Raw genomic sequence first — 25,404 nt, forward strand, 5'->3', positions numbered from 1 at the left:
TTCTCCTTCTCTGTCGGGGGTGGGGGCGTCGGGTCAGGTGGAGAGGCCGAGGCTGATCCGGAACAGCGGCGGCCGGCCGAGCAGGTAGGCGCCGACCGACTCCAGCACCGCGTCCTGGGCGGTGAGGTTCTGGCACATCACGGCGGTGTCGCGCAGCCAGCGGTCCATCGGCGAGGAGCGGTTGATCGACCAGGTCTGCAGCAGGTCGTAGAGCCGGACCACGACGGCCCGGGAGGTGCGGAAGGCGTGCAGCCAGGCGAGCGGGGAGGCGGCCCGCTCGGTGGGGGTGAGGTCGTCCAGGGTGCCGCCGGCCGCCAGCACCTCCCACTGCCGCCGGGCCGCCCCGTACACGCCCTCCCGGGCGGCGTGGAACTCGGCCTCGCAGCGCGCAAGTTCGGTCTGCACCCGCCAGCTGTCGGCCCAGCTGCGGCCGGCCATCCGGTCGTAGCGGGCGGTGGCCGTCTCGCGGGCGTGGTCGAGCGCGGCGCGGGCCACCCCGAGCGGGACGCCGCACAGGGCGCGCATGAAGGAGTCGGGCTGGGCGAGCGGGCCCGGGGTGCCGCGCACCTCCCAGAAGGTGAAGGTGTGCTCCTCGGGGACGAACACCCCGTCCATCGTGTAGTCGCAACTGCCGGTCCCGCGCAGGCCGGTGGTGTCCCAGTTCTCGACCACCTCGACGGCGGAGCGGGGCACCAGGAACTGCCGGGAGTCGTGCGCGTGCGGGCTGCCGGGCTCGGCCCAGGGCTCGCCGTCCTGGAACAGGAAGGCCCCGGAGGTCACCCAGTCGCTGTGCTTGATCCCGGAGCCGAACGACCAGCGCCCGCTGAGCCGGAAGCCGCCGGGGACCCGCTCGGCCCGGCCGGCCGGGGCGAGCACGCCCGCGGTGATCAGGTCCAGGTCGGGGTAGACGTCCTTGACCACGGACTGGTGCAGGAAGTTGGCCAGCAGGCCGCTGTTGGCGCCGATCACCGCGCACCAGGCGGCCGAGGCGTCGCCGTACGCGAGCGCCTCCACCACCTCCAGCTGCTCGATCGAGGTGAGTTCCGGGCCGCCCCAGGCGCGGGCGAAGCACATCCGGAACACGCCGGTGGCGCGCAGCAGTTCGACCACCTCGGCGGGCAGGGTGCGGTGGGCCTCGATCTCCGGGGCCTTCTCCCGCAGCACCGGCGCCAACTCCTTGGCCCGGCGCAGGATCTCGGCGGCGTCCAGGGCCGCGGCGGCGCTCACCGGTCCACGTCCAGCAGCCCGGCGGGCATCGCGAACGGGGCCCGCGGGTCGGCCGGGCCGACCTCGGAGACCCGGGCCTCGACCAGTTCGGCGGCGGCGGCCAGGCGCTGCTCGCAGGCGGCGAGGCTGTCGGCCTCGCAGACCACGAAGGAGTGCCGGGCCAGGTAGCCGCCGGGGGGCAGCCGCAGCACGGTGCCGGTCGGGGCCATCGGCGCGGCGTGCAGCAGGCCGGGCGCGTCACCGGGCTTCGGGAGGGTCAACTCCTCCAGCCGGCAGTCCTGTTCGGGGCAGCCGAAGCGGATGCCGGCCACCGCGGCGCGGCTCGGGGCGGTCCGCGGGCGGCGGCCGACCGCGACGTCGAACAGCACCTCGCCGGGCTCGATGCCGGTGGCGATCCGGCCCAGCAGCGGGATCAGGTCGCCGCCGAGCCGGCCGTTGACCTCGATGATCAGCGGTCCGCGCGGGGTGAGCCGCAGCTCGGTGTGGGTGATGCCGTCCTCGACGCCCAGCGCCCGGTGCGCGTCGGCCAGCACGGCCAGCAGCGCGGGGTCGGCGAGCAGCGGGTCGGCGGCGTCGACGATGTGGCCGACCTCCTCGAAGTACGGCTCGTCGCTGCTGTACTTGCGGGCCAGGAACAGCGGCAGGTACTCGCCCCGGTGGACGGCGCCGTCCACGCTGATCTCCGGGCCGCCCGCGTACTCCTCGACGATCACGCTGGCCCGGTACGGCCCGGGGTCGACCCGGCTGGCGGACAGCGCGGTGTCGAACGCCGCGTCGAGCTCGCCCTCGTCGGCGGCGAAGACCACGCCGATGCTGGCGCCCATGGCGCGCGGCTTGAGCACCACCGGGTAGCCGATCCGGGCGGCGGCGGCGCGGGCCTCCGCCAGGTCGGTGGTGAGCGCGAAGCCGGGCTGGCGCAGTCCGGCGGCGGTGAGCACGGTGCGGGTGCGGTCCTTGTCGCGCACGCCGCGCACGCCGCGCTCGGACAGGCCGGGGACGCCGAGTTCGGCGGCCAGCAGGCCGGCGTCCAGCACCAGCGGCTCGTCCCAGCAGAGCAGGCCGACGATGTTCCGGCGGGCGGCGATCTCCCGGACGGTGGCGTTCATGGTGGCGGTGTCGAAGACGTCGGCGACCACGATCTCGTCGAAGTACTCGCGCTGCCAGGTCGGCCGCAGGTTGTTGACCAGCAGCAGTTCCAGTCCGGCGGCGCGGGCCCGGCGGCTCATCGGGCCGACCAGGTACTCGCGGTACTCCTTCAGTCCGCTGCCGATCACCAGCAGCGTGCCGGGTGTTGCTTCCTGACGTTCCGTCATGCTTCCTCCTCTGCGTGGGAGTCGAGGTCGAACCGGACCAGTGCGGCGGCCTCGTCGGCCAGCCGGCGGGCCTCGGCGGGGGTGTCGGCGAGGGCGGTGACGATGCCGACCCGGTCCCAGGAGCTGCGCAGTCCGGCGGCGCGGTGGCCGGGGGCGATGCCGACCACGGCCAGTTGCACGCCCTCGGCGGCGGCGGCCGCGTCCAGGCCGTGCACGGCGGTGACGGTGCCGGGCCGGTCGGGGGCCAGGAAGGCGGCGGCGGTGGCCCGTTCGGCCTTGGCGGGCAGCGGGCCGGGGTCGTCGCCGCGCATCAGCGCGTAGTAGGCGCGGGTGAGGTCGACCGGGTAGGCGGCCTCGATCAGGTCGGTGATCGAGTCGCCGGGCAGCCGTCCGGCGCACTCGACCAGCACCGGGACGCCGTCGGCGAGGATCCACTCGCAGTGCAGCACGCCGGTGCCGAAGCCGACGGCGGCGGCCAGCCGTTCGGTCTCGGCGGCCAGGAGTTCGCAGGTGTCCGGCGGCAGTTCGGCCGGGACGGTGTGCCCGGCCTCGATCGGGTACCGGCCGGGGTAGAGCAGCTTGCCGGTGGTGTTGGCGAACACCGGGCGCCCGCCGGAGACCAGCATCTCGACGCTGAACTCCGGCCCCCGGACGTACTCCTCGGCCAGCATGGCGGCCGCGATCGGCCGGTCCGGGACGAACACGCCCTCGTCCTGGGCCTGCCCGAACGCCCAGGCCGCCTCGACCTCCTCCGGCCCGCGCACCACCAGGGTGCCGACCGAGGCCTGCCGGTTGGCGGGCTTGAGCACCGCCGGGCCGGGGTGCCGGGCCAGGAAGCCGGCCAGTTCGGCGGCGTCGGAGACCGGCTCGCTGGCCGGGTTGGCGATCCCGGCGGCAGCCGCGACCACCCGCAACTGGTGCTTGTCGCGCAGCAGTTGGGCCGCGCCCAGACCGGCCCCGGGCAGTCCGTAGCGTTCGGCGAGCCGGGCCGCGAACGGCACCGCGTACTCGACGGCGGGGATCACCGCGACCGGGTCGAGCCCGGGGTGGGCGGCGAAGAAGGCGTCCGCCCGGCCCGGCAGGTGGTACTCCCACTCGATCAGCCCGCGGGCGTAGTCGATGCCTTCGACGGCCGCGGCGAGGTGCCGCTTGCGGGCGACGTCCGGCTCCTCGACGTAGACCACCGAGCCGGTCTCCTGGAAGGCGGCCACGGCGGGCACCGCGAAGGCCACGTAGCCGACGATCAGCACCGGGCCGGCGGGGGTGGGGCGGGCGTTCATACGGTCTCCTCCACGGGTTCCGGGTCGGTGTCCCGCCGCTCGGCGTCCGCCGGGCCCGCCCGGTGCTTGATGCCGAGCAGCGCGAGCACCCCGGCCAGGCCGTTGACCAGCGCCATCAGCACCCAGAACCCGGCGTGCAGCCTGGTCCAGGCCCAGACGCCGAACAGCGGTCCGACCGCCGAGGCCAGCCCGGCCGCGGCCTGCATGGTGGCCAGGTAGCGGGCCTTGGCCGCGGCCGGGAAGGTCGCCGGGTGGGCGAACATGCTGGGCCCGGCGATCATCAGGCCGCTGACCGCGAGCACCGCGCCGAACAGCACGAACGCCCCGGAGTGCACGGCCAGCCCGTAGGCGGCCAGGCCGAGCGAGTTGACCAGGTGGCCGACGCCGACCGCCAGGTGGGTGGGGATGCGGGTGATGTACGCGGTGATCTTCAGCTCGCAGGTGATCAGCACCAGCGAGGAGGCGGTCAGCACCGCGCTGTACAGCCAGGTCGGGTAGCCGTCGTGGACGATCTCCAGCGGCAGCGAGATCGAGGACTGCACGTAGGCGACCGTCCCGAGCACCACCGCGGCCAGGTAGGCCAGGTACGCCCGGTCCCGGAGCATCGCCGCGTACGCCGCCCGGCCGCCGGAGCGCCGCTCGGCCTTCGCCTGCGGGGTCGGCTCGGGCACCTGGTGCCGGGGCAGCAGCCGGTGGGCGAGCAGCGCGTAGACCAGGGTGGTGGCGCCGTCCAGCCAGAACAGCAGGTCCCAGTCGAGCAGGATCACGCCCGCGGCGATCAGCGGGGCGAGCGCCGCGCCGGTGTTCAGCGCGATCCGCATCATCGAGAACGCCATCACCTGGTAGCGCTCCGGCATCAGGTCGCTGAGCAGCACCGAGGCGGCCGGCCGGTACGCCTGGGCGCACAGCCCGGCCAGCGCGATCGCCACCAGCAGCACCGGGACCCGCCCGGGCCGGGCCAGCAGCGGCAGCACCGCGACCAGCGGCGCGGAGCAGGCCATCGCCGCGACGATCGCGGTGCGCGCCCCGAGCCGGTGGGTGATCTCCCCGCCGAGCACGGTGCCGAACACGGTGCCCAGGCTGTAGGCGGCCAGCGCCAGGCCCGCGGTGCCGTCGGACATCCCCCGGTGCGTCAGGTACAGCACCAGGAAGGTCTGGACGAACGCGCCGAGCTGGTTGACCAGGACGCCGCCGAGCAGGTAGCGGACGGTGGCCGGGGTGGCCCGGAGCGTGTCGAGGACCCCGATCGGTGGCCCTTCGTCGGTCATGCCGCCTCCCTCACTGCCTCGGCGATGCGCTCCGCGACCAGCGGAGCGGTGGAGAACCCGCTGCCGCCGCAGGCGGCGCGGGTCCACAGGCCCGGGGAGACCCGGGCCAGCAGCGGGCCGCCGGTGGCGGCGTCCGCGGTGTAGTGGCAGACCCGGACGCCCGCCACGGGGTAGCGCTCCAGGTCGGGCAGGACGCCCTCGGCGGCCAGCCGATCCAGGTACGGGCGCTGGTCCTCGCCGCCGCTGTCGGTGTCCGCCACTGGGCGGCACACCGTGTCGGAGCTGAGCTTGAGCAGGGTGCCCGCGCCGGGCGGCAGCACCCAGCCGCGGCCCTCGCGGCCGAGGCCGCCCGCGGTGGGGGCGGCGTCCCAGCGGTCGCCGCCGGCCGGCCGGCCCAGGTAGAGCATGGTCTGCCGGTACAGGGTGACGGGGCTGTCGGCGAGCCGGCGCGTCCACGGGCCGCCGGCCAGCAGGGCCAGGTCGCCGCGGAGCACCTCGCCGGTGTCCAGCACGATCCGCCCGGAGCCGGTGAACACCGAGCGGACGGTGCTGTGCGGGCGCAGCGCCACCCCCGGCCGGGCGGTCAGCCAGCGGACGGCGGCGCGCAGCACCCGGTTGGCGAGCAGCACGCCGCCGGTGCGCTCGCGCACCCCGACGGTGCCGGGCGGCAGGCCCAGCGGCGGGAGGTCGTCCGGCGCGGGCAGGTCGACCGGGACGCCCGCCTGCTCGGCCGCGGCGAGCAGTTCGTCGAGGCGGTCCGCGGGGTGGGCGGTGAGGACCCCGACCCGGCGGTACATCGCGGTGCCGAGCAGGGTCTCCAGGTCCTCCCAGTGGCGGTGCGCGGCGAGCCGGCGGGCGGTGCCGTCGGGGTCGCCGGGCAGCAGGGTGCGGAGGGCGCGGTGCTGGTCGTGCGAGGTGGCGTCGGGGTTGGGCAGCGGGCCGCGCTCCAGCACGGTGACCCGGTGCCCGGCCCGGGCGCAGGCGACGGCGGTGAGCAGCCCGGTGACGCCCGCGCCGACCACCAGCACGTGCGCGGCGGCGCTGCCGGTGGTGCCGCTGCCCGTGCTGCCGCTGTCCGCGCTGCCGCTGGTGCCGCTGTCCGCCCGGGCGGCGGCGGTGCTCACCGTCCGCCGCCGCGCACGCGGGTCGCCAGCCGGGGCAGGGCGCGGGGCAGGGCGGTGGTGGCGGACGGTTCGGCGGGGATGGCGGGGTCGGGCAGGGCCTCGGCGCCGAGGTCGACCAGCAGCGGGGCGGCGCAGCGCAGGAACAGGTCGAGTTCGTGCCAGAAGTCGCCCGCGTCGGCGTCGGTGACCTCCCAGCGGTCGAGCCGGCCGAGCTGTTCGGTGAGGGTGAACGCGGCGGCGCTGAGGCTGAAGCGGCGCGGGCGCAGGGCGGCCGCGAAGCGTTCGGCGATCAGGGCGGCGGCGTGCCGGGAGCGGTCGCTGACCGGCAGCGGGCCGCGGTCGAGGTACGCCTCGGCCTTGGCGGCGACCCGGTTCCAGGGTTCGACCAGGCGCTGGCCGCAGACCCGGTCCATGGCGGCGCGGGTGAAGTTGGTGCGCTGGAAGTCCGGTCCGGTGACGGCCAGGTAGTAGCGGGCCAGGTCGCGCGGGACTTCGGCGGTGAGCTGGCGTCCGGTGACGACGTGGCCGCGGCTGGTGGAGAACTTGTCGCTGTCGAGCTCGTAGAACTCGTTGGTGACGAAGTGCGCGGGCAGGGCGAGCCCGCCGAGGGCCAGCAGCATGGCGGTGCCGGCCAGCGCGAAGGCGAAGCTGGCGTCGGAGCCGAAGAAGTAGACCACTTCGGGCCCGGCCTCCAGCGCCCAGTGCCGTTCCTCGTCGCCGGGCACCTCGCCGCGCGACTCGGCGGCCAGCGCGATGGCGTGCAGGCTCCAGGCGACCGTCTCGGTGTCGGAGTACAGCACCTGGCCGGGGGTCTCGGCGAACGGGGCGGGGATGCCCCAGTCGATGGGCAGGGTGATCGGGTAGTCGGGCAGCCGGCGGGCCATCAGCTCCTCGACCAGTTGGGCGAGCCGGGGCCGCATGGTGGGGGCGAGCCGGGCGAAGTGGCTGGCGAGGGCGGCCCGGTGCTCCTCCAGCGGCAGGACCAGGACCTCCTTCTCCCGCAGTTCGACCGGGAGTTCGGGGTGCCGGGTGGAGCGCGGGCCGAGCAGTTCGCCGGAGGCGATCCAGTGGCCGCAGTTCTCGCACAGCCCGGCGCAGCCCTCGGCCAGGCAGACCGGGCAGCCGCCGCGGACGTAGGCGTCGGTGAGGTACTCGCCGGTGGCCGGCAGGTACGGGAAGCGCACCTTGCGCAGCCGCAGGTGCCCCTCGCCGTGCAGCCGCTCGAAGAAGGTGCGGACGGTCTTCAGGTAGCGCTCGTCGAAGCGGACGAAGCCGTCGGGGACGATGCCGGCCGCGGCCAGGGTGGCCTCGACCTGTTCGGCGGCGCGCAGCCGCAGTTCCTCGGGGGCCTCGCCGAGCCGGCGGGCGGTGGTGACGATGTAGTTCTGGGTGAAGTGGACGCCGGTGCCGAACAGGCTGTCGCGGCCGGTGGCGCGGGCGTAGCGGGCGCAGACGTCGGCGGAGAGGAACGGCCCGGCCAGGTGGCCCAGGTGCAGGTCCCCGTTGGCGGTGGGGCCGGGGGCGATCACCAGCAGCGCGGCCATCAGCGGGCACCGGCCGGGGCGAGGCCGTGGCGCTCCAGCAGGTCGCCGGTGATGTCGCGGGCCCGGTGGGCGAGCACGCTGATCAGCGAGTCGGCGATGCCGTGGGTGGCCTCGTTGACGCCCTGGAGGTAGAGCGCGGCGTCGGTGCCGGTGCCCAGGTCGACCCGGTAGTCGCGGCTGACGGTGACGTCGGACAGGCCGGTCTTGCCGGTCAACTCCCTGACCAGGGAAGGCATCCGGCTGTCGTAGCCGGTGCCGAGCAGGACCAGGTCGCAGCGCATCTCGGTGACCTTGCCGGTGCGCCGGTCGCGCAGGTCGAGGACCACCTCGCCGTCCTCCTCGCGGGCGGCGAGCACCTCGGTCATCGCCCGGACCTCGGCCCGGCCGGTGCCGATCATCTTCTCCCGGTAGAGCAGCATGTACAGCTCGTCCAGGAACGGCGGGGCGAGGGCCGCGTAGTTGGTGAACCGCATCTCGTCGAGGAGCTGGGCGCGGGTCTCGGCGGGGGCGTCGAAGAACTCGTCGACGAAGGACGGGTAGAACAGCTCGTTGACGAACTTGCTGGTCTGGTAGTTCTGCAGGCCGATCGAGCGGACCAGCATGGTGACGGTGGAGTTCGGCAGGTTCTCGTACAGCGCCATGAACATCTCGGCGGCGCTCTGCGCGCCGCCGACCACCACGGTGCGCAGCGGGGCGTCCTTGTCGACGGCGTTGATCCGGCTGCGGAAGCGGGCGCTGTGGATGAGCTTCTCGGCGGGCAGGTCGGCGAAGACCTCCGGGATGTGCATGTCGCGCCCGGCGCCGACGACCAGGTCGCGGCAGCGGACGGTGTCGCCGTCGGCGAGGGTGACCTGCCAGCCGATCAGCCGGCCGTCGGCGTCGTGGCGCGGCTCGGTGGCGGTGACCCGGGCGTCGTAGCGGATGCGCACCTTCTCCAGCGAGCGGGCCACCCACTGGAGGTAGTCGGAGAACTCCCAGCGGTGCGGGTGGAAGGTGCCCAGGTTGATGAACTGGTCGAGCCGGTCGTGCTGGTGCAGGAAGTTGAGGAACGAGAAGCGGCTGCGCGGGTCGCGCAGCGTCACCAGGTCCTTCAGGAAGGACACCTGGCTGCGGGCCCAGGGCATCAGCAGGTCGCGCTGCCACTTGATGTCCGGGGCCTGCTCCAGCAGCAGGGTGCGCTCGGCCAGTTCGGCCGATCCGCTCTCCTCGATCGCGGCGGCGAGGGCCAGGTTCGCCGGGCCGGCGCCGATCGCCAGTACGCCCACCTCTAGGTCAGCCACATTCTCCCCCTCGGGAACTCGGTTGAACTCGGTTTCGTCCAGGGCCGGTTGTCGTGTCGGCATCGCGGCGTCGTCGCGGCGTCGTCGCGTCGAGGAATCTAGGAAGCCGGGCTTCCCGGCGGGTAGGGCGCGCTTCCCGGCGGCGGGGGAAATTCCGGACGGGCGTGCGAAGGGCCCCGGGGGAGCTTCCCCCGGGGCCCTTCCGGCGTTCCCTACTTGCGGGTGATGCGCAGCACGCCGGTCTCGGTGCCCTGGTAGAGGGTGCCGTCGGGCGCGGTGGTGCCGGTCATCTGGAGCGGGTTGTACAGCAGTCCGATGCCGAAGGCGGTGCTGGTGAGCTTGGCGCCGGTGGCCGGGTCGATGACGGCGTGCGCGTAGGTGGCGAAGGTCTGCGCGCCGATCGAGTCGGTCGGGCCGCTGACGGTGGCGGTGTAGATCAGGTTGTCGCCGAGCGAGAGCCGGGGCAGCGCCGCCGACTTGACGTCGCTCTCCCAGACGGTGGCGCAGCCGGTGCCGCTCTCGTTCAGGTCGACCCGGGCCAGGCCGCCCTGGTAGGAGGCCGAGGACGGGACGCTGGCGGGCGCGCCCTCGGGCAGCGCCGGGTACGGGTAGCCGTAGGTGTTGGTGACGAACACGCTGCGGCCGGAGGCGATCACCGCGTCCTCGGTGCCGCTGGCGGCCCACTTGGTGAGCACCGGCGTGGCGCAGACCGGCGCCGGTCCGGCGTCGACCTTGTAGACCAGCAGGTTCTCGTGCGGGGCGGCGTTGTCGGTGAGGGTGACGTACTCGGTGCCGGTGCCGGGCCCGAAGAAGCTGGGCGTGGCGCCGGTGCCCCAGCTGAGCTGGCCGGGCTTGCGGCCGGGGCCGCGGTCGTAGGGGGCGCGCCACTGCACGACGGGCGTGCCGTCGGCGGCCTGGCCGAGCAGGTAGAGGGCGTGGTCGGTGGCGACGGCGGTGTGGCCGGGGACGGTGGAGATGCTGTTGGCGACGCCCTCGCCGGTGGCCAGGGTGCGCACCGCGCCGGTGGCGGTGTCGGCGGTGCCGATCACGCCGCCGCCGGTGGCGAACCAGACCTTGCCGTCCCAGCCGGGGCTGAGGCCGACGATGTTGTCGCCGGACGGGACGGCGCCGGCCAGCGGGGTGCTCTGGTCGACGGTCAACTGCCAGCCGCTGCCCGCCCGGTGGTGGCCGATCCGGAGCAGGTTGTCGTTGCCGTCGACGCCCACCAGCCGGTCGTCCTGGTCCAGGTAGGCGTACACGCCGCCGAACAGCGCGCCCTTGGGCAGCTCCAGCGAGGCGAGGTCCTTGCCGTTGGCCGGGTCGAGCAGGTGCACGGTCGGGGTCTGGCCGAAGATCGTGGTGCAGAGCGCGACGGGGTAGCCGTCCCGGCCGACGGTGACGGTCGGGCAGGCCGAGGCGAGCGCGGTGCGGCTCCAGTTGACGGCGCCGGTGCCGGGCCCGGCGTACGGGGTGGTGTCGCTGGACGCCGAGTCGCCGTGCATCCCGGCGTTGCCGTTCGGGGCGGTCGCCGGGTTCTGCGGCGGCAGCGGCCCGAAGGCGGTGGCGGCGAGCGCGGCGGCCAGGGCGAGGGCGGGGAGCAGCAGTCGTGAGCGCATGGCAGGTCCTGTTCCGGGAGTCGGACGTGTTCCGCCGGGAGCGGAAGGAAAGGACGCCGGACGGCACCGGGGCAGGAAGGCGCGGAGCCGCTCGGCGGAGTGCGTGAGCGGCCCTCGGCAGGAGGGAGGGGAACGGGCCGCGTCAGCCGACGCGGCGACACCCCGTCGTGGTGGCACGGCCATGGTCGACATGGCGGCGGCTCACCAGCAGGGTCATGTCAGGCACCTTAGCGCCGGCACCCCGCCCCCCGCCGCCCCCGTCCCACCCCTCGGACGGGCCCGTCCCCCGCCTCCCGCCCCGGCGCTTCCCGACGTTCGGTCGGAAACCGGACCGCTCGCGCGGCGCTAACATGCCGTCAGAGTGAGCGTTCCGGACGGGAGTCGACGATGGTCGAACTGGTGGTGGGGTCGCGCGCCAGCCAGCTGGCGCGGGCCCAGGTCAAGGAGTTCCTCGCCCCGCTGCGCGAGCGCTTCCCGGACGTCGTGTTCCGCCACCGGGTGATCCTGGAGGACGGCGACCTCGACCGGAGGTCCGACCTGCGCGAGGTCTCCGAACGCGGCGGCGGCGCCGCGTTCGCCGGACGGCAGGCCGCCGCCCTGCTCGGCGGCGAGGTCGACGTGGTCGTCCACTCCCTCAAGGACCTGCCCACCGCCGACCCCGACGGCCTGGTGCTGCTCCCCTCCCCGCCGCGCGCCGACGTCCGGGACGCCCTGTGCGGGGCCGCCCTCGCCGACCTCCCGGCCGGCGCCCGGGTCGGCACCTCCGCCGCCCGTCGGATCGCCCAACTCCTGCACGTGCGGCCCGACCTGGCCCCCGAGCGGATCCGCGGCAACGTCCCGACCCGGCTGGCCCGGCTGCGCACCCTGGACGCGGTCGTCGTGGCCGCGGCCGGCCTGCACCGGCTCGGCCGCGCCGGGGAGGCCGCCGAGTTCCTCCCGCTCGACCGCTTCCCGCCCAGCCCCGGGCAGGGCGCCCTCGGCATCCAGGTCCGCGCCGACGACGCCCGGGCCCGCGAACTGCTCGCCGGCACCGGCGACCCCGGCACCGACGCCGAGGTCCGCGCCGAACGCGCCATGCTCGCCGAACTCCACGGCGGCTGCTCCGTCCCGGTCGGCGCCCTCGCCACCACCGCCGACGGCGTCCTCACCCTGCACGGCCAGATCACCTCCCCCTGCGGCACCCGGCAGATCGAGGCCCGTCTCTCCGGCACCCCGGCCGGCCCCGAGAAGCTCGGCCGCGCGGTGGCCGGCCTGCTCCTCGACCAGGACGCCGAGACCCTGCTGCGCGGACCGCGCCCGCGCCCCTGAACGCGGGGGAACGCACCGACCGATTGCCGCCAGCGCCCGGCGCCCGCCCGGACGAAGCTCGACGCCATGGACAGCAACCGACTCGAAGGACACGTCGCCCTGGTGACCGGCGGCAGCCGGGGCATCGGCGCCGCCATCGCGCTGCGGCTCGCCGCGGAGGGCGCCGACGTCGCCCTGACCTACCGCCAGGACGCCGAACGGGCCGAACAGGTGGCCCGGAAGATCGAGGGACTGGGCCGCCGGGCCCTGGCGATCCGGGCCGACAGCGCGGACGAGGCGGCCCTGACCGGCGCGGTGGCACGCACCGTGCGCACGCTCGGCCGACTGGACGTGCTGGTCAGCAACGCGGCCGCCTTCCCCTCCGGCCCGCTGGACGGGGTCGGCACGGCGCAGCTCGACGCCGTCCTGGCCGTCAACGTCCGCGCCCCGTTCCTGCTGGCCCGGGCCGCCGCGGCGCACCTGCCCGAGGGCGGCCGGATCATCGGCATCGGCAGCAACATCGCCGACCGGGTCCCCTTCCCCGGCCTCGCCCTGTACGCGATGACCAAGACCGCCCTGGTCGGCCTGACCAAGGGCCTGGCCCGCGAACTCGGCCCGCGCGGCATCACCGTCAACCTGGTCCACCCCGGTCCGACCGACACCGACGCCAACCCCGCCGACGGCCCCGGCGCCAGCGCGATCAGCGGCCTCACCGCCCTCGGCCGCTACGCCGCCCCCGCCGAGATCGCCGCCACCGTCGCCCACCTGGCCGGGCCCGAGGCCGGGTACGTCACCGGCGCGGTGATCGCGGTGGACGGCGGCTTCTCGGCCTGACCGCCCGGCGCGGCGCGGGCGGTCCGGGACGGCCCGGCGCGGCCCGGCGCGGTCAGAGCACCAGGTCGTCGTGCTCGTCGAAGATCCAGCCGTCCTCGTACAGCACCTCGAACAGGTGGCCGTCGGGGTCGGTGAAGTACCCGCTGTGCCCCCAGGGGTTCGGGCCGGCCGGGCGGGTGACGGCGGCGCCCAGCTCGGCGGCCCTGGCCATGACCCGGTACACCTCGTCGGCGCTGCGGGCCACGTACGCCAGGGCGAAGCCGGCGAAGCCGCCCGGCCCCCGGTCGGGCAGCCCGGCGTCGGCCGCGAAGTCCGCCCGGGACTGGAACCCGACCGCGACGCCGCCCAGTTCGAACAGCGCGAACCCGTCCGAGCCCGCCGCGGACCGCCGCCAGCCCAGCTCCTGGTAGAACGCCACCGAGGCGGCGACGTCGCGCACCCCGAGCAGGATCAGGTTGAGTCGCTGTCGCACTGTCTTCCTCCGATGGCCGGGTCCGGCGCGCCATCCTGCCACCCGCCACCGACAGCCCCGCCCGGCGCCCGCGGGCTCAGCCGCGCAGCCCGCCCCCGAGCAGCAGCAGGCCGAGCGCCAGCGCCGCCGCCGCGATCACCGCCAGGAAGGGGGCGCGGCTGCGGGGCGGGGCGAGCAGGGTGGCCAGGGCGGGCGGGGCGGTGACGGCCAGGGCGGGCCAGCCGGGGGCGAGCAGCAGGGCGGCGGCGGTCGCGGCGAGGACGGCGACGGCCGCCGAGGCGCGGCGGCCCAGCCGCTGGGGCAGGCCGCGGATGCCGGCGGCGCGGTCCGCGACCAGGTCGGGCAGCACGTTGGCGAAGTGCCCGGCGACACCGAGCAGCGCGCCCGCACCGAGCACCTCGGGGGCGGGCCAGGGCCGTCCGGGCAGGGCGAGCGTCACGAACGCCGGCAGCAGCGCGAAGGCCACCGCGTACGGGAGCCAGGACCAGGCGGTCGCCTTCAGCCGCAGGTTGTACGCCCAGCCCGCGGCCACCGCCACCAGGTGGACCGCCGCCGCGGCGACCCCGCAGGCCGCCGAGAGCAGCACGCAGCACACCACCGCCCAACGGGTGGCCCCGGCGACCTGCCCCGCCGTCACCTCCGCCGCGGCGAGCGGCTTGTCGGGCCGCCCCGCGTCCGCGTCCCGCCGCCGGTCGATCAGGTCGTTGCTCCAGCCGATCGACAGCTGCCCGGCCGCGACCGCACCGGCGGTGAGCACCGTGCCGAGCGCGCCGCGCCCGGCCGCCGCGGCCATCGCGGCGGCCAGGGCGGTCACGGCGGCGGAGGGCGCGGGGTGGCAGGCGCGCAGCAGCGCCCCGATCCGGGCCCTGGTCACCACCGCTGCGCTGCTCACACCGGCCAGGCTAGGCGGTGCGCGGCGGATCGCCGCCGAGGACATGGACGAATCGTCAAGATCCCATTCGGGAAAGGCAGTTCACCCGCCCGCCGCGGCCCGGCGGACCGTATACTCCCCCGACCCGTTCACGGCCGCCCACGACCACTCAGGTCCGCCCACGACCGCTCAGGTCCATTCAGATCCGCTCAGGACCGCCCACGGAAGGAGGAACCGACGGTGGGGAACCCCGGTTTCACCGTTGCCCTGCCGATCGCCGCACCGCTCGCGGAGGCGGCCTCGAACTGGGCCTCCGACTACGGCGAACTCGCCGTCGACCTGTTGGTGGTCGTCCTGCTCGCGCTGGCCGCCCGGCTGCTGTCGCTGCCGCTGCTGCGCCGCGCTCAGCGGGAGGCCCGGGGCCGGGCGGCGGCCGCGGTGTCCGGTCCGGCGCCGGTGGGCACCGGGGCGACGGTGGCCGAGGTGGTGGCGTGCGCGGTGTTCGCGGCCGGGCTGGAGGCGGCGATGTTCGCCGGGCCCAACTACGGCTTCGACCTGCTGCGCAGCCCGGTGGCGTTCGCGGATTCACGGCAGATGGCGATCGCCCTCGGGCTGGCCTCCGCCGATGTGCGGGTGCGGGTGCTGGTCGTCGGAGCGGTGCTGCTGGCGCTCTGGCTGCTGCTCGCCCACCTGGCCCGGCGGGCGCTGCTCACCGCCGGGATGCCGACCGCGGTGGCCGCGGACGGGCGGGTCCGGGGCCGGAGCCTGCTCCGGCTGGGCCTGTTCGCCGTCGCCGGGGTGCTCGTGCTGCCGATGGGCGTGCTGGCCGCCGGGGCGGTGTTCCAGGCGGTCGCGCTGCTCTCCGCCCGCAGCCTGCCGGCGCTGTCCGCACCGGCCGGTCCGACCGGACCGGCCGAACCGGCCGAACCGGCCGCCGCCGTCCCGTTCCCCCCGCGCCCCGAAGCCGCACCCGCCACGCCCGTGACGGCCCCCGCGACCGCGTACACCCCGCCCGTCCCCGTCCCCGCCCTTGCCCCCGTCCACTCCCCCGCCCCCGCCCCCGTCCACTCCCCCGTCCCGCACCAGCCGCTGAACGGGCACGAGCCGCGCAGCATCGGCGGGTACCAGCTGCTGGGCCGGATCGGCGCGGGCGGGATGGGCACCGTCTACCTGGCCCGGCGGGAGGGCGCGGCGACCCAGGTCGCGCTCAAGACGATCAACCTGGAGCTGCTGGACGACCCCGACCTGCTGCGCCGCTTCCAGCGGGAGTCCGAGGTGCTGGCGATGGTGCCGGGCGCGTACACCGCCCGGGTGCTGGACACCGGCGTGGACGCGGGTCGCCCGTTCCTGGCCATGGAGCTGCTGGACGGCCGCCCGCTCGACGCGCACCTGCGCGAACTCGGCCCGCTGCGCTCCCCGGAGGCCCTGCGGGCGCTCGCGCTGGCGCTGGCCGTGGCGCTCTCGGGCGTGCACCGGCTCGGACTGGTGCACCGGGACCTCAAGCCCGCCAACATCATGCTGACCTCGGCCGGCCCGCGGCTGCTCGACTTCGGCATCGCCGCGCTGGTCGACGGCACCCGCCTGACCATGACGGGCGCCGGGCCGGGCACGCTCACCTACATGGCCCCCGAGCAGTTCGGCGAGGAACGGGTCGGCACTGCGGCGGACGTCTGGGCCTGGGCCTGCTGCGTGGTCTGCGCGGCGCACGGGGCCAGCCCGTTCGCGGCGACCAGCACCGGCGGGGTGATCCGCCGGATCGTCGACACCGGCCCCGAACCGTCCGCCCTCGCCGCCGTCCACGCCCTGGACCCGGCCCTGGCCGCCACCGTCACCCGCGCCCTCACCCCCGATCCGGCCGACCGCCCGGCCGATGGCGCCGCCCTCCTCTCCCTGCTGACCGCCGGTCAGCCGACCGACGTCCGGGCGGAGATCACCCGAGGCTGGAACACCCTGCGCCTGTGACGCCCGGCGTCTCCACCGGCCCGCGCGGCCGTCCGCGCGGGCATCACGTAGGGGGCGCCCCCCGTCCACCACGGCTCGGCGCACCGACTGAAGTGCCGCTCCCCCGTCCCCGCCCCCGTCCAGGGGAACAGCCCCCGCACCCGCCCGCCGGCCCGCACCGCCCGTCGACGGCGACGGCGACGGCGACGGCGACGGCCCGGGGTTGACGCTCCGTCACCGGCCGGGACGCGCCCGGCCGGGCGAATTGACCGGTTCTCCCCGAATCTTCCCTATTCTGGGCCGGTGACGCGGATCGCGGCTGTGCACGGAGTGCTCCCGGCCCACCGCTACGGGCAGCGGGAGTTGGCCGGGGCGGTGGCGGCGCTGCGCCCGGGCGCCGGGCAGGCGGGGGCGTTGGCGGAGCGGTTCTTCGCGGGGGCGGGGGTGGAGTTCCGGCACCTGGCGTTCCCGTTGGAGCGCTATCCGGAGCTGGGCGGTTTCGGCCGGGCCAACGACGCCTGGCTGACGGCAGCCGCCGAGCTCGCCGAGCAGGCCGCCGCGCGGGCCCTGGACGAGGCCGAGATCCCCTCCCAGCGGGTCGACTTCGTGGTCTCCACCACGGTCACGGGCATCGCGGTCCCGTCCCTGGAGGCCCGGTTGGCGTCCCGGCTGGGGCTACGCGAGGACGTCCGGCGGCTGCCGCTGTTCGGGCTGGGCTGCGCGGGCGGGGCGGCGGGGGTCGCGGCGGTGGACGACCTGCTGGCGGGCCGTCCGGACGGGGTGGCGCTGCTGCTGGCCACCGAGCTGTGCTCGCTGACGCTCCGGCGCGCCGACACCTCGGCGGCGAACCTGCTGGCCACGGCGCTGTTCGGGGACGGCGCGGGCGCGCTGGTCGCGGTCGGCGACGCGGCCGGTGCCGCGCTCGGCCGCACGGGGCCCGAGGTGGTGGCGACCCGCAGCCGACTGTACCCGGGCACCGAGCGGCTGCTCGGCTGGGAGGTCGGCGACTCGGGGTTCGGCATCCTGCTGGGCGCCGAACTCCCGGAGCTGGTACGGCTGCACGTGGGCGAGGAGGTGGCGTCCTTCCTGGCCGCGCACGACCTCAAGCCGGGCGACGTGACGGCCTGGATCTGCCACCCGGGCGGCCCCCGGGTGCTGGACGTGCTGGAGGAGGAACTCGGCCTGCCCGCCACCGCGCTGGCCCCGAGCCGGGCCTCGCTGGCGCGCTGCGGCAACCTCTCCTCGGCGTCCGTGCTGCACATCCTGCGGGACGTGCTCGCGGCCGGTCCGCCGCCGCCCGGCTCGTACGGGCTGATGCTGGCGCTCGGGCCCGGCTTCGCCTCCGAACTCGTCCTCCTGCGCTGGTAGTCGAAGATGATCCCCTACACCGTCCTGATCGCGCTGGTCGCCGTGGAGCGGCTGGCGGAACTGCTGGTCGCCCGCCGCAACGCCGTCTGGAGCCTGGCCCGGGGCGGCGTCGAGTACGGGCGGGGGCACTACCCGGCGATGGTGGTGCTGCACACCGCGCTGCTGGCCGGCTGCCTGCTCGAAGTCCGGTACGCGGGGCGGCCGTTCCTGCCCGCGCTGGGCTGGCCGATGCTGGCGCTGGCGCTGGGCGCGCAGGGGCTGCGCTGGTGGTGCATCCGGACGCTGGGGCCGCGCTGGAACACCCGGGTGATCGTGGTGCCGGGCCTGCCGCTGGTCTCCGGCGGCCCGTACCGGTGGCTGCGGCACCCCAACTACCTCGCGGTGGTGGTCGAGGGCTTCGCGCTGCCGCTGGTGCACACCGCGTGGGCCACCGCGCTCTGCTTCACGGTGCTGGACGCCTGGCTGCTGGCCACCCGGCTGCGCTGCGAGGACGCCGCGCTGACCCGCTGCCGGGTGGCCGGGTGATCGACCTGCTGGTGGTCGGCGGCGGCCCGGCCGGGCTGGCCACCGCGATCCACGCCGCCCGCGCGGGGCTGGTCACCACCGTCCTGGAGCCGCGGCCGACGCCGATCGACAAGGCGTGCGGCGAGGGCCTGATGCCGGGCGCGGTGCGGGCCCTGGAGCGGCTGGGCGTCGAGGTCGGGGGCCGCCCGTTCGCGGGCATCCGCTACCTGTCCGCGGACGGCGCCCGCACCGCCGAGGCCCGCTTCCGCACCGGGCACGGCCTGGGCGTGCGCCGCACCGCCCTGCACGCCGCGCTCGCCGCCCGCGCCGAACAGCTCGGCGTCCACCGCCTCACCGCCCGGGCCGACGGACTGCACCTGGGCCAGCACTCGGTCACCGTCGGCGGGTTGACCGCCCGCCACCTGGTCGCGGCGGACGGCCTGCACTCCCCCGTCCGCCGCGCGCTCGGCCTGCACCTGCCCGCCCCCGGCCGGCACCCGGCCCGGTACGGGCAGCGGCGACACTTCGCGGTCCGGCCGTGGAGCGACCTGGTCGAGGTGCACTGGTCGCGGCACGCCGAGGCGTACGTCACGCCGGTCGCGGACGGGACGGTCGGGGTCGCCGTGCTCGGCACCGCCCGCCTCCCGTTCGACCGCCAACTCGCCTCCTTCCCGGCCCTGCTGGACCGACTCGGCGACGCACCGGCCGGCCCGGTCCGGGGCGCGGGCCCCCTGCGGCAGCGGGCCGGGGCCCGGGTGCACGGCCGGGTCCTGCTGGTCGGCGACGCGGCCGGCTACCTGGACGCCCTCACCGGCGAGGGCGTCGCCCTCGCCCTGGCCTCCGCCGAGGCCGCCGTCCACTGCCTCACCACCGGCCGCCCCGCCGCCTACGAACGCGCCTGGCACCGCGCCACCCGCCCCTACCGCCTCCTCACCTCCGCCCTCCTGACCACCCGCCACCACCCCTGGCTTGGCCCCCGCATCGTCCCCCTCGCCGCCACCCTCCCCCCGCTCTTCCGCACCGCCGTCAACCTGCTGGCCCGCTGACCCGGACCGGGTCGGCGGATCGGTCGACGGGCCCGGGGAGCCACCCTCCGCAGCCGCCCGGCGACGTGGAGTGACGCCGAGGAGCCGTTGCGCGTGGGGCGCGGGACACTGGGGGTATGAGCGAGTCCGGAGACATATTCCACCCGCCGGTCGTGGTCCGCCCGCCGACCCGCGGGGGGCGGTCGTACCGGCGGGTGGAGATCTACGGGCGGACGGTGGGGCGGGCGACCGGGCCGGAGGAGGTGGTGGAGCTGATCCGGCGGGCGGGGGTCGCGGAGCCGGACCTGGACGATCCGGACCTGGTGGGGTGGCGGGGCGGGGACCGGACGGTGTGGGGGCGGACGGCGTGAAGCGGTCGTGGCGGGTCAGGGGGCGGGGAGGGCGCGGAGGTAGGCGCGGACCGCTCCGGAGGTCTCGTCGGGGCGGCCGATGACCAGCAGGTCCGGCCCCGGTGCGGTTCCGTGCAGGGGGCGGTAGGTGAGGCCGGGCAGGGTGATCCGTTCGGTGGCGGCGGGGACGAGGGCCACGCCCGCGCCGGCCGAGGCGAGGGCGAGGACGCCGAGGGTGCTGCCGACCACGCGGACCCGGGCGCGGTCCTCCTCGGCGGCGGGCCGGATCCGGGACAGGACGGTCTCGTCCTCCTCGCGGCCGGCGAAGACGATGAGGTCGTGGGCGGCCAGCGCGGCGGCGGTCACGGCGGGGGCGGAGGCCAGTTCGTGGTCGGAGCGCAGGGCGACGGAGAGCGGGGTGGGCGCGCGGCGGGTGACCCGCAGGCCGTCGGCGTCGCCGAGGGCGAGGTCGGGGCAGTAGCCGAGGTCGAGCGTGCCGTCGCGCACCGCCTGGACCTGGGCGGCGGGCGGGAGTTCGGTCAGGGCGAGTCCGACCCGGGGGTGGGCCAGGCGGAAGTCGTGCAGGTCGTCGGGGAGGACGCCCTGGAGGACGGCGACGCCGGAGAAGCCGATCCGCACCGTCCCCGTCTCGCCGCGCACGGACTGCCGGGCGGCCCGCAGGGCCCGGTCGGCCTGCGCCAGGGTGCGGCGGGCCGCGGGGAGCAGCAGTGCGCCGGCCTCGGTCAGCTCGACGCTCCGGCTGGTCCTGGTGAACAGCCGCCCGCCCACCTCGCGCTCCAGGGCCTGCACCTGGGCGCTGAGGGTGGACTGGGTGACGTTCAGCCGGGCGGCGGCCCGGCCGAAGTGCCGTTCGTCGGCGACGGCGGTGAAGTAGCGCAGGTGCCGCAGTTCCACGGTCCGTCCTCCCCTCCGTCGCTCCCATCGCTCCATCGCTCCCAGCGATCGTTCGATCGTATCTTTCGGTTGGACCCATCGCTCTGCGGAACGAAGACTGGACGCATGAACGCGACACTCCAGGACCGACAGGACATCGCCGACCTCATGACCGGGTGGATCCACCGCGACCTGGGCGACTGGGAGCGGCTGAAGGGCCTCTTCCACCCCGACGGCCGGATCGAGATCACCTGGTTCGAGGGGCCGGCGCACGAGTTCGTCGACGCGTCCGCCCGGATGGGGGCCTCCGCCTTCCGCACCAAGCACCTGATCACCGCGCCCGTGGTGGCCTTCTCCGCGGACGGCACCCGCGCCGTCAGCGAGACGAACGCCGTCATCATCGGCGAGAACACCGACCTCCGGCTCGGCTGCGAGGGCCACAACCGGTTCGTCGACCGCCTGGAGAAGCGGGACGGGGTGTGGCGGATCGGCGACCGCAGGAGCGTCTACGACTTCGCCTCGTTCACCTTCCCGGCCGGCCCCGTCGACATCGACCCGCGGGCACTCGACCGGCACCCGCGGGAGTACGCGGCCCTCGCCTACCTGCTGGAGGCCACCGGCTACCCGGTGGGCCGGGTCTTCGCGACCAGGGGCAGCGAGCTGGAGCGCGACCTCAAGGAGTCCGCGACCGCCTGGCTGCACGAGCGGACGGACGGCTGACGACCCGCCCGCCACCCGCCACCGCGCGTGCCCCCGCGCACGGGGGACGCCGGACGGCGCGATCGGGCCGATCACCGTCGAGGAACGCGCCCCGCCCCCGGAGCGGCCCGACGGACCGGCCGGGCGGACCTGTCGCGGGACGCCGCTCAGACCGCCCGGCGGTAGAGCCAGACGCCGAGCGGGGCGAACACGGCGATGATCCCGGCGTCCCAGGCGAGGGCCTGCCAGACCTGGGTGCCGAGCGGGCCGCCGACCATCAGGGCGCGGACGGCCCCGGCGGTGATGGTGACGGGCTGGTGGTTGGCGAAGACCTGGAGCCAGCCGGGCATGGTCGAGGTCGGGACGAACGCGGAGGACGCGAAGACCAGCGGGGCCAGGACGGGGAAGGCGGCGGCGGTCGCGGTCTCCGGGTCGCCGACGGCCAGGCCGACGACGGCGAAGACCCAGGACATCGCGAGCCCGAAGGCCAGCACCAGCAGCGCGCCGGCCAGGAACGCCAGGACGCCGTTGTGGATCCGGAAGCCGACCAGGAAGCCGACGCCGGTCATCAGCGCCACCACGAACACGTTCCGGGCCAGGTCGGCGGTGGTCCGCCCGGAGAGCACCGCGGAGCGGGCCATCGGCAGCGAGCGGAAGCGCTCCATCAGCCCGGTCTGCAGGTCGCCGGCCAGGCCGATCGCGGTGTTGACCGCGCCGAACGCGACGACCTGGACGAACACCCCGGGCATCAGGTAGTCGACGTACGAGACGCCGTGCAGGACCGCGCCGACCACCCCGCCGAACACGTACCGGAACATCAGCACGAAGACGATCGGCTGCACGGTCGAGAAGATCAGCAGCCGCGGCACCCGGCGCAGCGCGATCAGGTTGCGCCCGGCGACGGCCAGCCCGTCCCGGACGGGGGCGAGCAGGCGGTCGAGCAGCGGCGGTTCCAGGGGGGCGGCGACGGTCATGACGGCGGGTCTCCTGCGGCGGAGGATGCGGCGGGGGGCGCGGCGGGCGGGCCGGTCCCGGTGCGGTGGCCGGTGAGGGCGAGGTAGACGTCGTCGAGGCTGGACTCGCGGACGGCGATGGTGCGCGGGGTGAGCCGTTCGGATTCGAGCGCGTGCAGGACGTCCATCAGCAGCAGCGAGCCGTCCGCGCTGGGCAGGCGCAGCACCGCGCCGTCGCGTTCGGGGGTGTACCGGAGGCGGTCGGTGAGCAGGGCGGCGGCGCGGGTGGCGCGCGGGTCCTCGCCCATGCCGAGTTCGAGGACGGTGGTGCCGAGGCGGGACTTGAGGTTGTGCGGGCTGTCGTCGGCGACCACCCGACCCTCGGCGAGGACGGCGACCCGCTGGGCGAGCCGGTCGGCCTCCTCCAGGTACTGGGTGGTGAGCAGGACGGTGGTGCCCTCGGCGACGAGTTCGCGGATCAGCTCCCAGAGCGCGGTGCGGCTCTGCGGGTCGAGGCCGGTGGTGGGCTCGTCGAGGAACAGCACGGGCGGTTCGGGGACGAGTGCGGCGGCCACGTCGAGCCGGCGGCGCATCCCGCCGGAGTAGGTGCGCACCGGCCGGTCGGCGGCCCGTTCGAGGTCGAAGCGGGCCAGCAGGTCCGCGGCGCGCGGGTCGCGGCGGTGGCGGGGCAGCTGGGTGAGGCGGCCGATCAGACGGAGGTTCTCCCGGGCGGTCAGGTTGGGGTCGACGGCGGCGTACTGCCCGGCGAGTCCGATCAGGCGGCGGACGGCGGCGGGGTGGGCGGCCACGTCGGTGCCGAGCACCTCGGCACGGCCGGAGGTGGGCCGGATGATGGTGGTCAGGATGCGGATCGTGGTGGTCTTGCCCGCGCCGTTCGGTCCGAGTAGGCCGAACACGGTGCCGGGCGGGACGGCGAAGTCGACGCCGTCCAGGGCGACGAAGTCCTTGAAGCGCTTGCCGAGCCCCCGGACCCGGATCGCGCTGCCGGTGCCGGTGCCGCCGGTGCTGTCGATGCCGCCGGTACTGCCGGTTCCGGCCGACTGGGTGGTCATGGGCGCCCCCTCGGGCGAGTGGTACCCCTCCAGTCTCCGCCTGCCCGGGCGAGGGGCGAATCGGGCGCGGGGAGCGGGCGGGGGACGGGCCCGGGGTGGGCCTTCCGGGGCAACGGGGTCCCTCCTGGTGCGGAGCGGCCCGGCTCTGGAGTGGCCGGGCGGCGGTCGGCGGGGGTGGATGGTCTCCAGTGCCGCGCCGTCCCCTGGAGCCCCGATGCCCCGTACCCGCCGTGCTGCCGCCGCCCCGCTGTCCCGTACCCGCCGCCCCGCCTGCCGCAGGTGCCGCACCCGCTGGGCCGCCGTGGCCGTGGTGCTGTCGCTGTCCGTCCTCTCGGCCGCGGGGTGCTCGGCGTCCCCGGACCCGAGCGCCCCGCCGGCCGCCGAGTCCTCGCCCGCCACCGCGGCGCCGGTCGCCGACGCGGGACCGTCGGTGTCGGCGTTCGCCACCACGGTGGGCACCCGGGTGGCGCTGGCCCGGGTGGGCAGCCTGGGCCCGCTCCTGGTGGACGACCAGGGCCGCACCCTGTACCTGTACGGCGCCGACACCTCGGTGCACGCGACCTGCCTGGACGAGTGCGCGAAGTCCTGGCCGCCGGTGACCACCCCGGGTTTCCCGTCGGCCGGACCCGGCGTGGACGACGGGCTGCTGGGCGCGGCGGCGCTGCCGGACGGGACGGCCCAGGTGCTGTACAAGGGCCACCCGCTGTACCGCTACACCGGCGACCACGGGCCGGGCGAGACCGCCGGGCACACGGTGGCGGGCCCGCAGGGCCCCTTCTACGCCGTCACCTCGCTGGGCGACCCGGTCGGCGTCGACATCGCCACGCTGCGCGGCGCGGGGGGTGCGGTCCCGAGCCCGGGTGCGAGCGCGAGCGCGGGGGCCGGCGCGGGCGCGGGGGCCACGCCCGCACCGGACGCGACCGCCGACCCGACGGCGTCCCCGACGACACCCCCGGCGGACCCCGGCGCCCAGACCCCGGCCGCGCAGACACCCGCCCCGGCCGCCCAGACCCCGGCCGCCCAGACCCCGGCCGCCCAGGCCCCGGCCGCCCAGGCCCCGGCCGACGGCTCGGGGGCCGCCCCCGCCGGTGGCGATCCGGCCGGTGGCGGCGCCCCGGCGGGCGAGGCGGGGTCGCAGCCGGGCTGAGTCCGCGGTTCGGACCGCCCGCCCGGGACGCCGTTCCGGGCGGGCGTTTCGCGACCGGCCGCAGAGCCGGCCCCGCGGCCCGCCCCCCCCGGCCGGCGGGGGGGGGGGGGGGGGGGGGGGGGGGGGGGGGCGGGGGGGGGGGGGGGGGGGGCCCCCCCCCCCCCCCCCCCCCCCCCCCCCCCCCCCCCCCCCCCCCCCCCCCGCGACCGCGTCCGTGGCCGGTTCCGCGGTCGCTCGTTGACAAGTGTCGCCGCCGGGCCGATCCTAAGCAAGCGCTTAGTCAGTACGTCCCGACCCCTGCGAGGTGCCCCGATGACCACCGCTGCTCCGCCCGGACTGGACCTGGAGAGGCTGCGCGCCCACCTGGACACCGCGCTGCCGGCGCCCGTCGCGGGGCCGCTCACGGCGCGGCTGTTCGAGGGCGGGCGGTCCAACCTGACGTACCTGGTCGAGGACGGCGCCTCCCGCTGGGTGCTGCGCCGCCCGCCGCTCGGGCACGTGCTGGCCACCGCGCACGACATGGCCCGCGAGTACCGGGTGCTGGGCGCGCTGGCCGGGACGGCGGTGCCGGTGCCGCGGCCGGTGCTGCTGGTCGAGGACACCGGGGTGATCGGCGCGCCGTTCTACCTGATGGAGTACGTGCCCGGCACCGCGCACCGGGACGCGAAGGCGCTGGCCGCGCTCGGCGAGGACCGGGTGCACGCCCTGGGCGTGCGGCTGGTGGAGACCCTGGTCGCCCTGCACGCGCTGGACCCGGAGGCCGCGGGCCTGGCCGGCTTCGGCCGTCCCGAGGGCTTCCTGGAGCGCCAACTGCGGCGCTGGGGAAAGCAGTTGGACGCCTCCCGGAGCCGCGAGGTGCCGGGCGTGGACGAGCTGCACCGCCGCCTCGCCGAGACCCTGCCGCCCTCCCCCGCCCCGGCGCTGGTGCACGGCGACTACCGGCTGGACAACGTCCTGGTGGACGGCGAGGACCGGATCACCGCCGTCCTGGACTGGGAGATGTCCACCGTCGGCGACCCGCTCACCGACCTGGGCCTGCTGGTGATGTACACCGAACTGGCCCGCCGCTTCGACGGGTTGCTCCCCGGCGCGGCCCTCGCCCCCGGCTTCCCGTCCACCGCCGAGCTGGTCCGCCGCTACGCGGAGGGCTCCGGCCGGGACGTCGCCGGGCTCGGCTGGTACGTCGCCTTCGCCTCGTTCAAGCTGGCGGTCGTGCTGGAGGGCATCCACTTCCGCTACACCCAGGGCGGCACCGTCGGCGCGGGCTTCGACCGGGTCGGCGAACTCGTGCCGCTGTTCGTGGAGTTCGGGCTCGAATCGCTGGAGGGCTGAGG

General features: G+C 76.2%; 23 protein-coding genes. 10 read left to right on the plus strand and 13 right to left on the minus strand.

Annotated features, from left to right (window positions below):
* Nucleotides 1–33: 33 nt before the first annotated feature.
* From ACIQVD_RS00165 to ACIQVD_RS00200, 8 genes are all read right to left on the minus strand, one after another.
* Nucleotides 34–1,227 carry an acyl-CoA dehydrogenase family protein gene (locus ACIQVD_RS00165; RefSeq protein WP_402284934.1) on the minus strand — a complete coding sequence of 398 codons (1,194 nt, stop codon included), beginning with the start codon at nt 1,225–1,227 and terminating at the stop codon, nt 34–36.
* The gene (locus tag ACIQVD_RS00170) at nt 1,224–2,540 is read right to left on the minus strand and encodes an acetyl-CoA carboxylase biotin carboxylase subunit family protein (RefSeq protein WP_402284936.1); all 1,317 of its coding nucleotides are present in this window, start codon (nt 2,538–2,540) and stop codon (nt 1,224–1,226) included. Before ACIQVD_RS00170 ends, ACIQVD_RS00165 begins: the two co-directional genes overlap by 4 nt.
* Nucleotides 2,537–3,820, minus strand: coding sequence for an ATP-grasp domain-containing protein (locus tag ACIQVD_RS00175; protein ID WP_402284938.1), 1,284 nt, complete (start codon nt 3,818–3,820; stop codon nt 2,537–2,539). Before ACIQVD_RS00175 ends, ACIQVD_RS00170 begins: the two co-directional genes overlap by 4 nt.
* Nucleotides 3,817–5,088: an MFS transporter gene (locus ACIQVD_RS00180; RefSeq protein WP_400689016.1), complete on the minus strand. Its 1,272-nt coding sequence runs from the start codon at nt 5,086–5,088 to the stop codon at nt 3,817–3,819. Before ACIQVD_RS00180 ends, ACIQVD_RS00175 begins: the two co-directional genes overlap by 4 nt.
* Nucleotides 5,085–6,212 carry an NAD(P)/FAD-dependent oxidoreductase gene (locus ACIQVD_RS00185; RefSeq protein ID WP_402284940.1) on the minus strand — a complete coding sequence of 376 codons (1,128 nt, stop codon included), beginning with the start codon at nt 6,210–6,212 and terminating at the stop codon, nt 5,085–5,087. Before ACIQVD_RS00185 ends, ACIQVD_RS00180 begins: the two co-directional genes overlap by 4 nt.
* Complete coding sequence (locus ACIQVD_RS00190; protein WP_400689009.1) at nt 6,209–7,756, minus strand: class I tRNA ligase family protein; 1,548 nt, start codon at nt 7,754–7,756, stop codon at nt 6,209–6,211. Before ACIQVD_RS00190 ends, ACIQVD_RS00185 begins: the two co-directional genes overlap by 4 nt.
* Complete coding sequence (locus ACIQVD_RS00195) at nt 7,756–9,036, minus strand: SidA/IucD/PvdA family monooxygenase (protein ID WP_400689007.1); 1,281 nt, start codon at nt 9,034–9,036, stop codon at nt 7,756–7,758. Before ACIQVD_RS00195 ends, ACIQVD_RS00190 begins: the two co-directional genes overlap by 1 nt.
* A gap of 212 nt (nt 9,037–9,248) precedes the next feature.
* On the minus strand, nt 9,249–10,652 hold the full coding sequence (locus ACIQVD_RS00200; RefSeq protein WP_100835564.1) for a hypothetical protein: 1,404 nt from the start codon (nt 10,650–10,652) through the stop codon (nt 9,249–9,251).
* A gap of 387 nt (nt 10,653–11,039) precedes the next feature.
* Here ACIQVD_RS00200 and hemC point away from each other — a divergent pair, with 387 nt between their 5' ends.
* Together hemC and ACIQVD_RS00210 are read left to right on the plus strand one after the other, a co-directional pair.
* Complete coding sequence (hemC, locus tag ACIQVD_RS00205; RefSeq protein WP_400689004.1) at nt 11,040–11,960, plus strand: hydroxymethylbilane synthase; 921 nt, start codon at nt 11,040–11,042, stop codon at nt 11,958–11,960.
* Between the two features lie 66 nt (nt 11,961–12,026).
* Complete coding sequence (locus ACIQVD_RS00210; protein ID WP_402284944.1) at nt 12,027–12,773, plus strand: SDR family NAD(P)-dependent oxidoreductase; 747 nt, start codon at nt 12,027–12,029, stop codon at nt 12,771–12,773.
* 52 nt (nt 12,774–12,825) lie between these two features.
* Here the strand turns inward: ACIQVD_RS00210 and ACIQVD_RS00215 are convergent, their stop codons facing one another.
* Complete coding sequence (locus ACIQVD_RS00215) at nt 12,826–13,245, minus strand: VOC family protein (protein ID WP_111554366.1); 420 nt, start codon at nt 13,243–13,245, stop codon at nt 12,826–12,828.
* A gap of 76 nt (nt 13,246–13,321) precedes the next feature.
* Nucleotides 13,322–14,137: a UbiA family prenyltransferase gene (locus ACIQVD_RS00220; RefSeq protein ID WP_402284946.1), complete on the minus strand. Its 816-nt coding sequence runs from the start codon at nt 14,135–14,137 to the stop codon at nt 13,322–13,324.
* A gap of 219 nt (nt 14,138–14,356) precedes the next feature.
* On the opposite strand from ACIQVD_RS00220, the gene ACIQVD_RS00225 reads away from it, so the two are divergent.
* From ACIQVD_RS00225 to ACIQVD_RS00245, 5 genes are all read left to right on the plus strand, one after another.
* A complete protein-coding gene (locus ACIQVD_RS00225) occupies nt 14,357–16,078 on the plus strand; it encodes a serine/threonine-protein kinase (protein ID WP_402284948.1) in 1,722 nt (573 codons plus the stop codon).
* Nucleotides 16,079–16,360: 282 nt separating this feature from the next.
* The gene (locus tag ACIQVD_RS00230; protein WP_402284950.1) at nt 16,361–17,425 is read left to right on the plus strand and encodes a type III polyketide synthase; all 1,065 of its coding nucleotides are present in this window, start codon (nt 16,361–16,363) and stop codon (nt 17,423–17,425) included.
* A gap of 6 nt (nt 17,426–17,431) precedes the next feature.
* Nucleotides 17,432–17,950 carry an isoprenylcysteine carboxyl methyltransferase family protein gene (locus ACIQVD_RS00235; RefSeq protein WP_111554369.1) on the plus strand — a complete coding sequence of 173 codons (519 nt, stop codon included), beginning with the start codon at nt 17,432–17,434 and terminating at the stop codon, nt 17,948–17,950.
* Complete coding sequence (locus ACIQVD_RS00240; RefSeq protein ID WP_400688988.1) at nt 17,947–18,975, plus strand: NAD(P)/FAD-dependent oxidoreductase; 1,029 nt, start codon at nt 17,947–17,949, stop codon at nt 18,973–18,975. Before ACIQVD_RS00235 ends, ACIQVD_RS00240 begins: the two co-directional genes overlap by 4 nt.
* A gap of 116 nt (nt 18,976–19,091) precedes the next feature.
* Nucleotides 19,092–19,325 (plus strand): hypothetical protein, encoded by a 234-nt coding sequence (locus ACIQVD_RS00245; RefSeq protein WP_400688977.1) that lies wholly within the window; start codon nt 19,092–19,094, stop codon nt 19,323–19,325.
* A 15-nt stretch (nt 19,326–19,340) separates the two neighbouring features.
* On the opposite strand, the gene ACIQVD_RS00250 is transcribed toward ACIQVD_RS00245, so the two are convergent.
* On the minus strand, nt 19,341–20,219 hold the full coding sequence (locus tag ACIQVD_RS00250; protein WP_400688974.1) for a LysR substrate-binding domain-containing protein: 879 nt from the start codon (nt 20,217–20,219) through the stop codon (nt 19,341–19,343).
* A 105-nt stretch (nt 20,220–20,324) separates the two neighbouring features.
* Here ACIQVD_RS00250 and ACIQVD_RS00255 point away from each other — a divergent pair, with 105 nt between their 5' ends.
* Nucleotides 20,325–20,918 carry a nuclear transport factor 2 family protein gene (locus ACIQVD_RS00255; RefSeq protein ID WP_400688972.1) on the plus strand — a complete coding sequence of 198 codons (594 nt, stop codon included), beginning with the start codon at nt 20,325–20,327 and terminating at the stop codon, nt 20,916–20,918.
* A 146-nt stretch (nt 20,919–21,064) separates the two neighbouring features.
* On the opposite strand, the gene ACIQVD_RS00260 is transcribed toward ACIQVD_RS00255, so the two are convergent.
* Together ACIQVD_RS00260 and ACIQVD_RS00265 are read right to left on the minus strand one after the other, a co-directional pair.
* The gene (locus ACIQVD_RS00260) at nt 21,065–21,871 is read right to left on the minus strand and encodes an ABC transporter permease (protein WP_400688969.1); all 807 of its coding nucleotides are present in this window, start codon (nt 21,869–21,871) and stop codon (nt 21,065–21,067) included.
* Complete coding sequence (locus tag ACIQVD_RS00265; protein ID WP_402284954.1) at nt 21,868–22,923, minus strand: ATP-binding cassette domain-containing protein; 1,056 nt, start codon at nt 22,921–22,923, stop codon at nt 21,868–21,870. Before ACIQVD_RS00265 ends, ACIQVD_RS00260 begins: the two co-directional genes overlap by 4 nt.
* A gap of 214 nt (nt 22,924–23,137) precedes the next feature.
* On the opposite strand from ACIQVD_RS00265, the gene ACIQVD_RS00270 reads away from it, so the two are divergent.
* Both ACIQVD_RS00270 and ACIQVD_RS00275 read left to right on the plus strand, forming a co-directional pair.
* Nucleotides 23,138–24,070, plus strand: a complete 933-nt coding sequence (locus ACIQVD_RS00270) for a hypothetical protein (protein WP_402284956.1) — start codon at nt 23,138–23,140, stop codon at nt 24,068–24,070.
* Between the two features lie 312 nt (nt 24,071–24,382).
* Nucleotides 24,383–25,402, plus strand: a complete 1,020-nt coding sequence (locus tag ACIQVD_RS00275; protein ID WP_402284958.1) for a phosphotransferase family protein — start codon at nt 24,383–24,385, stop codon at nt 25,400–25,402.
* Nucleotides 25,403–25,404 lie beyond the last annotated feature (2 nt).

Origin of the sequence: Kitasatospora sp. NPDC090308, from assembly GCF_044769485.1 — a bacterium.
Taxonomy (GTDB): Bacteria; Actinomycetota; Actinomycetes; order Streptomycetales; family Streptomycetaceae; genus Kitasatospora; species Kitasatospora fiedleri.

Excerpts from the sequence above, each read along its gene's own strand:
- ACIQVD_RS00170 (WP_402284936.1), bottom strand. The coding sequence starts at position 2,540 with ATGACGGAACGTCAGGAAGCAACACCCGGCACGCTGCTGGTGATCGGC.
- ACIQVD_RS00175 (WP_402284938.1), bottom strand. The coding sequence starts at position 3,820 with ATGAACGCCCGCCCCACCCCCGCCGGCCCGGTGCTGATCGTCGGCTAC.
- ACIQVD_RS00180 (WP_400689016.1), bottom strand. The coding sequence starts at position 5,088 with ATGACCGACGAAGGGCCACCGATCGGGGTCCTCGACACGCTCCGGGCC.
- ACIQVD_RS00190 (WP_400689009.1), bottom strand. The coding sequence starts at position 7,756 with ATGGCCGCGCTGCTGGTGATCGCCCCCGGCCCCACCGCCAACGGGGAC.
- ACIQVD_RS00200 (WP_100835564.1), bottom strand. The coding sequence starts at position 10,652 with ATGCGCTCACGACTGCTGCTCCCCGCCCTCGCCCTGGCCGCCGCGCTC.
- hemC (WP_400689004.1), top strand. The coding sequence starts at position 11,040 with ATGGTCGAACTGGTGGTGGGGTCGCGCGCCAGCCAGCTGGCGCGGGCC.
- ACIQVD_RS00210 (WP_402284944.1), top strand. The coding sequence starts at position 12,027 with ATGGACAGCAACCGACTCGAAGGACACGTCGCCCTGGTGACCGGCGGC.
- ACIQVD_RS00235 (WP_111554369.1), top strand. The coding sequence starts at position 17,432 with ATGATCCCCTACACCGTCCTGATCGCGCTGGTCGCCGTGGAGCGGCTG.
- ACIQVD_RS00245 (WP_400688977.1), top strand. The coding sequence starts at position 19,092 with ATGAGCGAGTCCGGAGACATATTCCACCCGCCGGTCGTGGTCCGCCCG.
- ACIQVD_RS00255 (WP_400688972.1), top strand. The coding sequence starts at position 20,325 with ATGAACGCGACACTCCAGGACCGACAGGACATCGCCGACCTCATGACC.
- ACIQVD_RS00260 (WP_400688969.1), bottom strand. The coding sequence starts at position 21,871 with ATGACCGTCGCCGCCCCCCTGGAACCGCCGCTGCTCGACCGCCTGCTC.
- ACIQVD_RS00265 (WP_402284954.1), bottom strand. The coding sequence starts at position 22,923 with ATGACCACCCAGTCGGCCGGAACCGGCAGTACCGGCGGCATCGACAGC.
- ACIQVD_RS00270 (WP_402284956.1), top strand. The coding sequence starts at position 23,138 with ATGCCCCGTACCCGCCGTGCTGCCGCCGCCCCGCTGTCCCGTACCCGC.
- ACIQVD_RS00275 (WP_402284958.1), top strand. The coding sequence starts at position 24,383 with ATGACCACCGCTGCTCCGCCCGGACTGGACCTGGAGAGGCTGCGCGCC.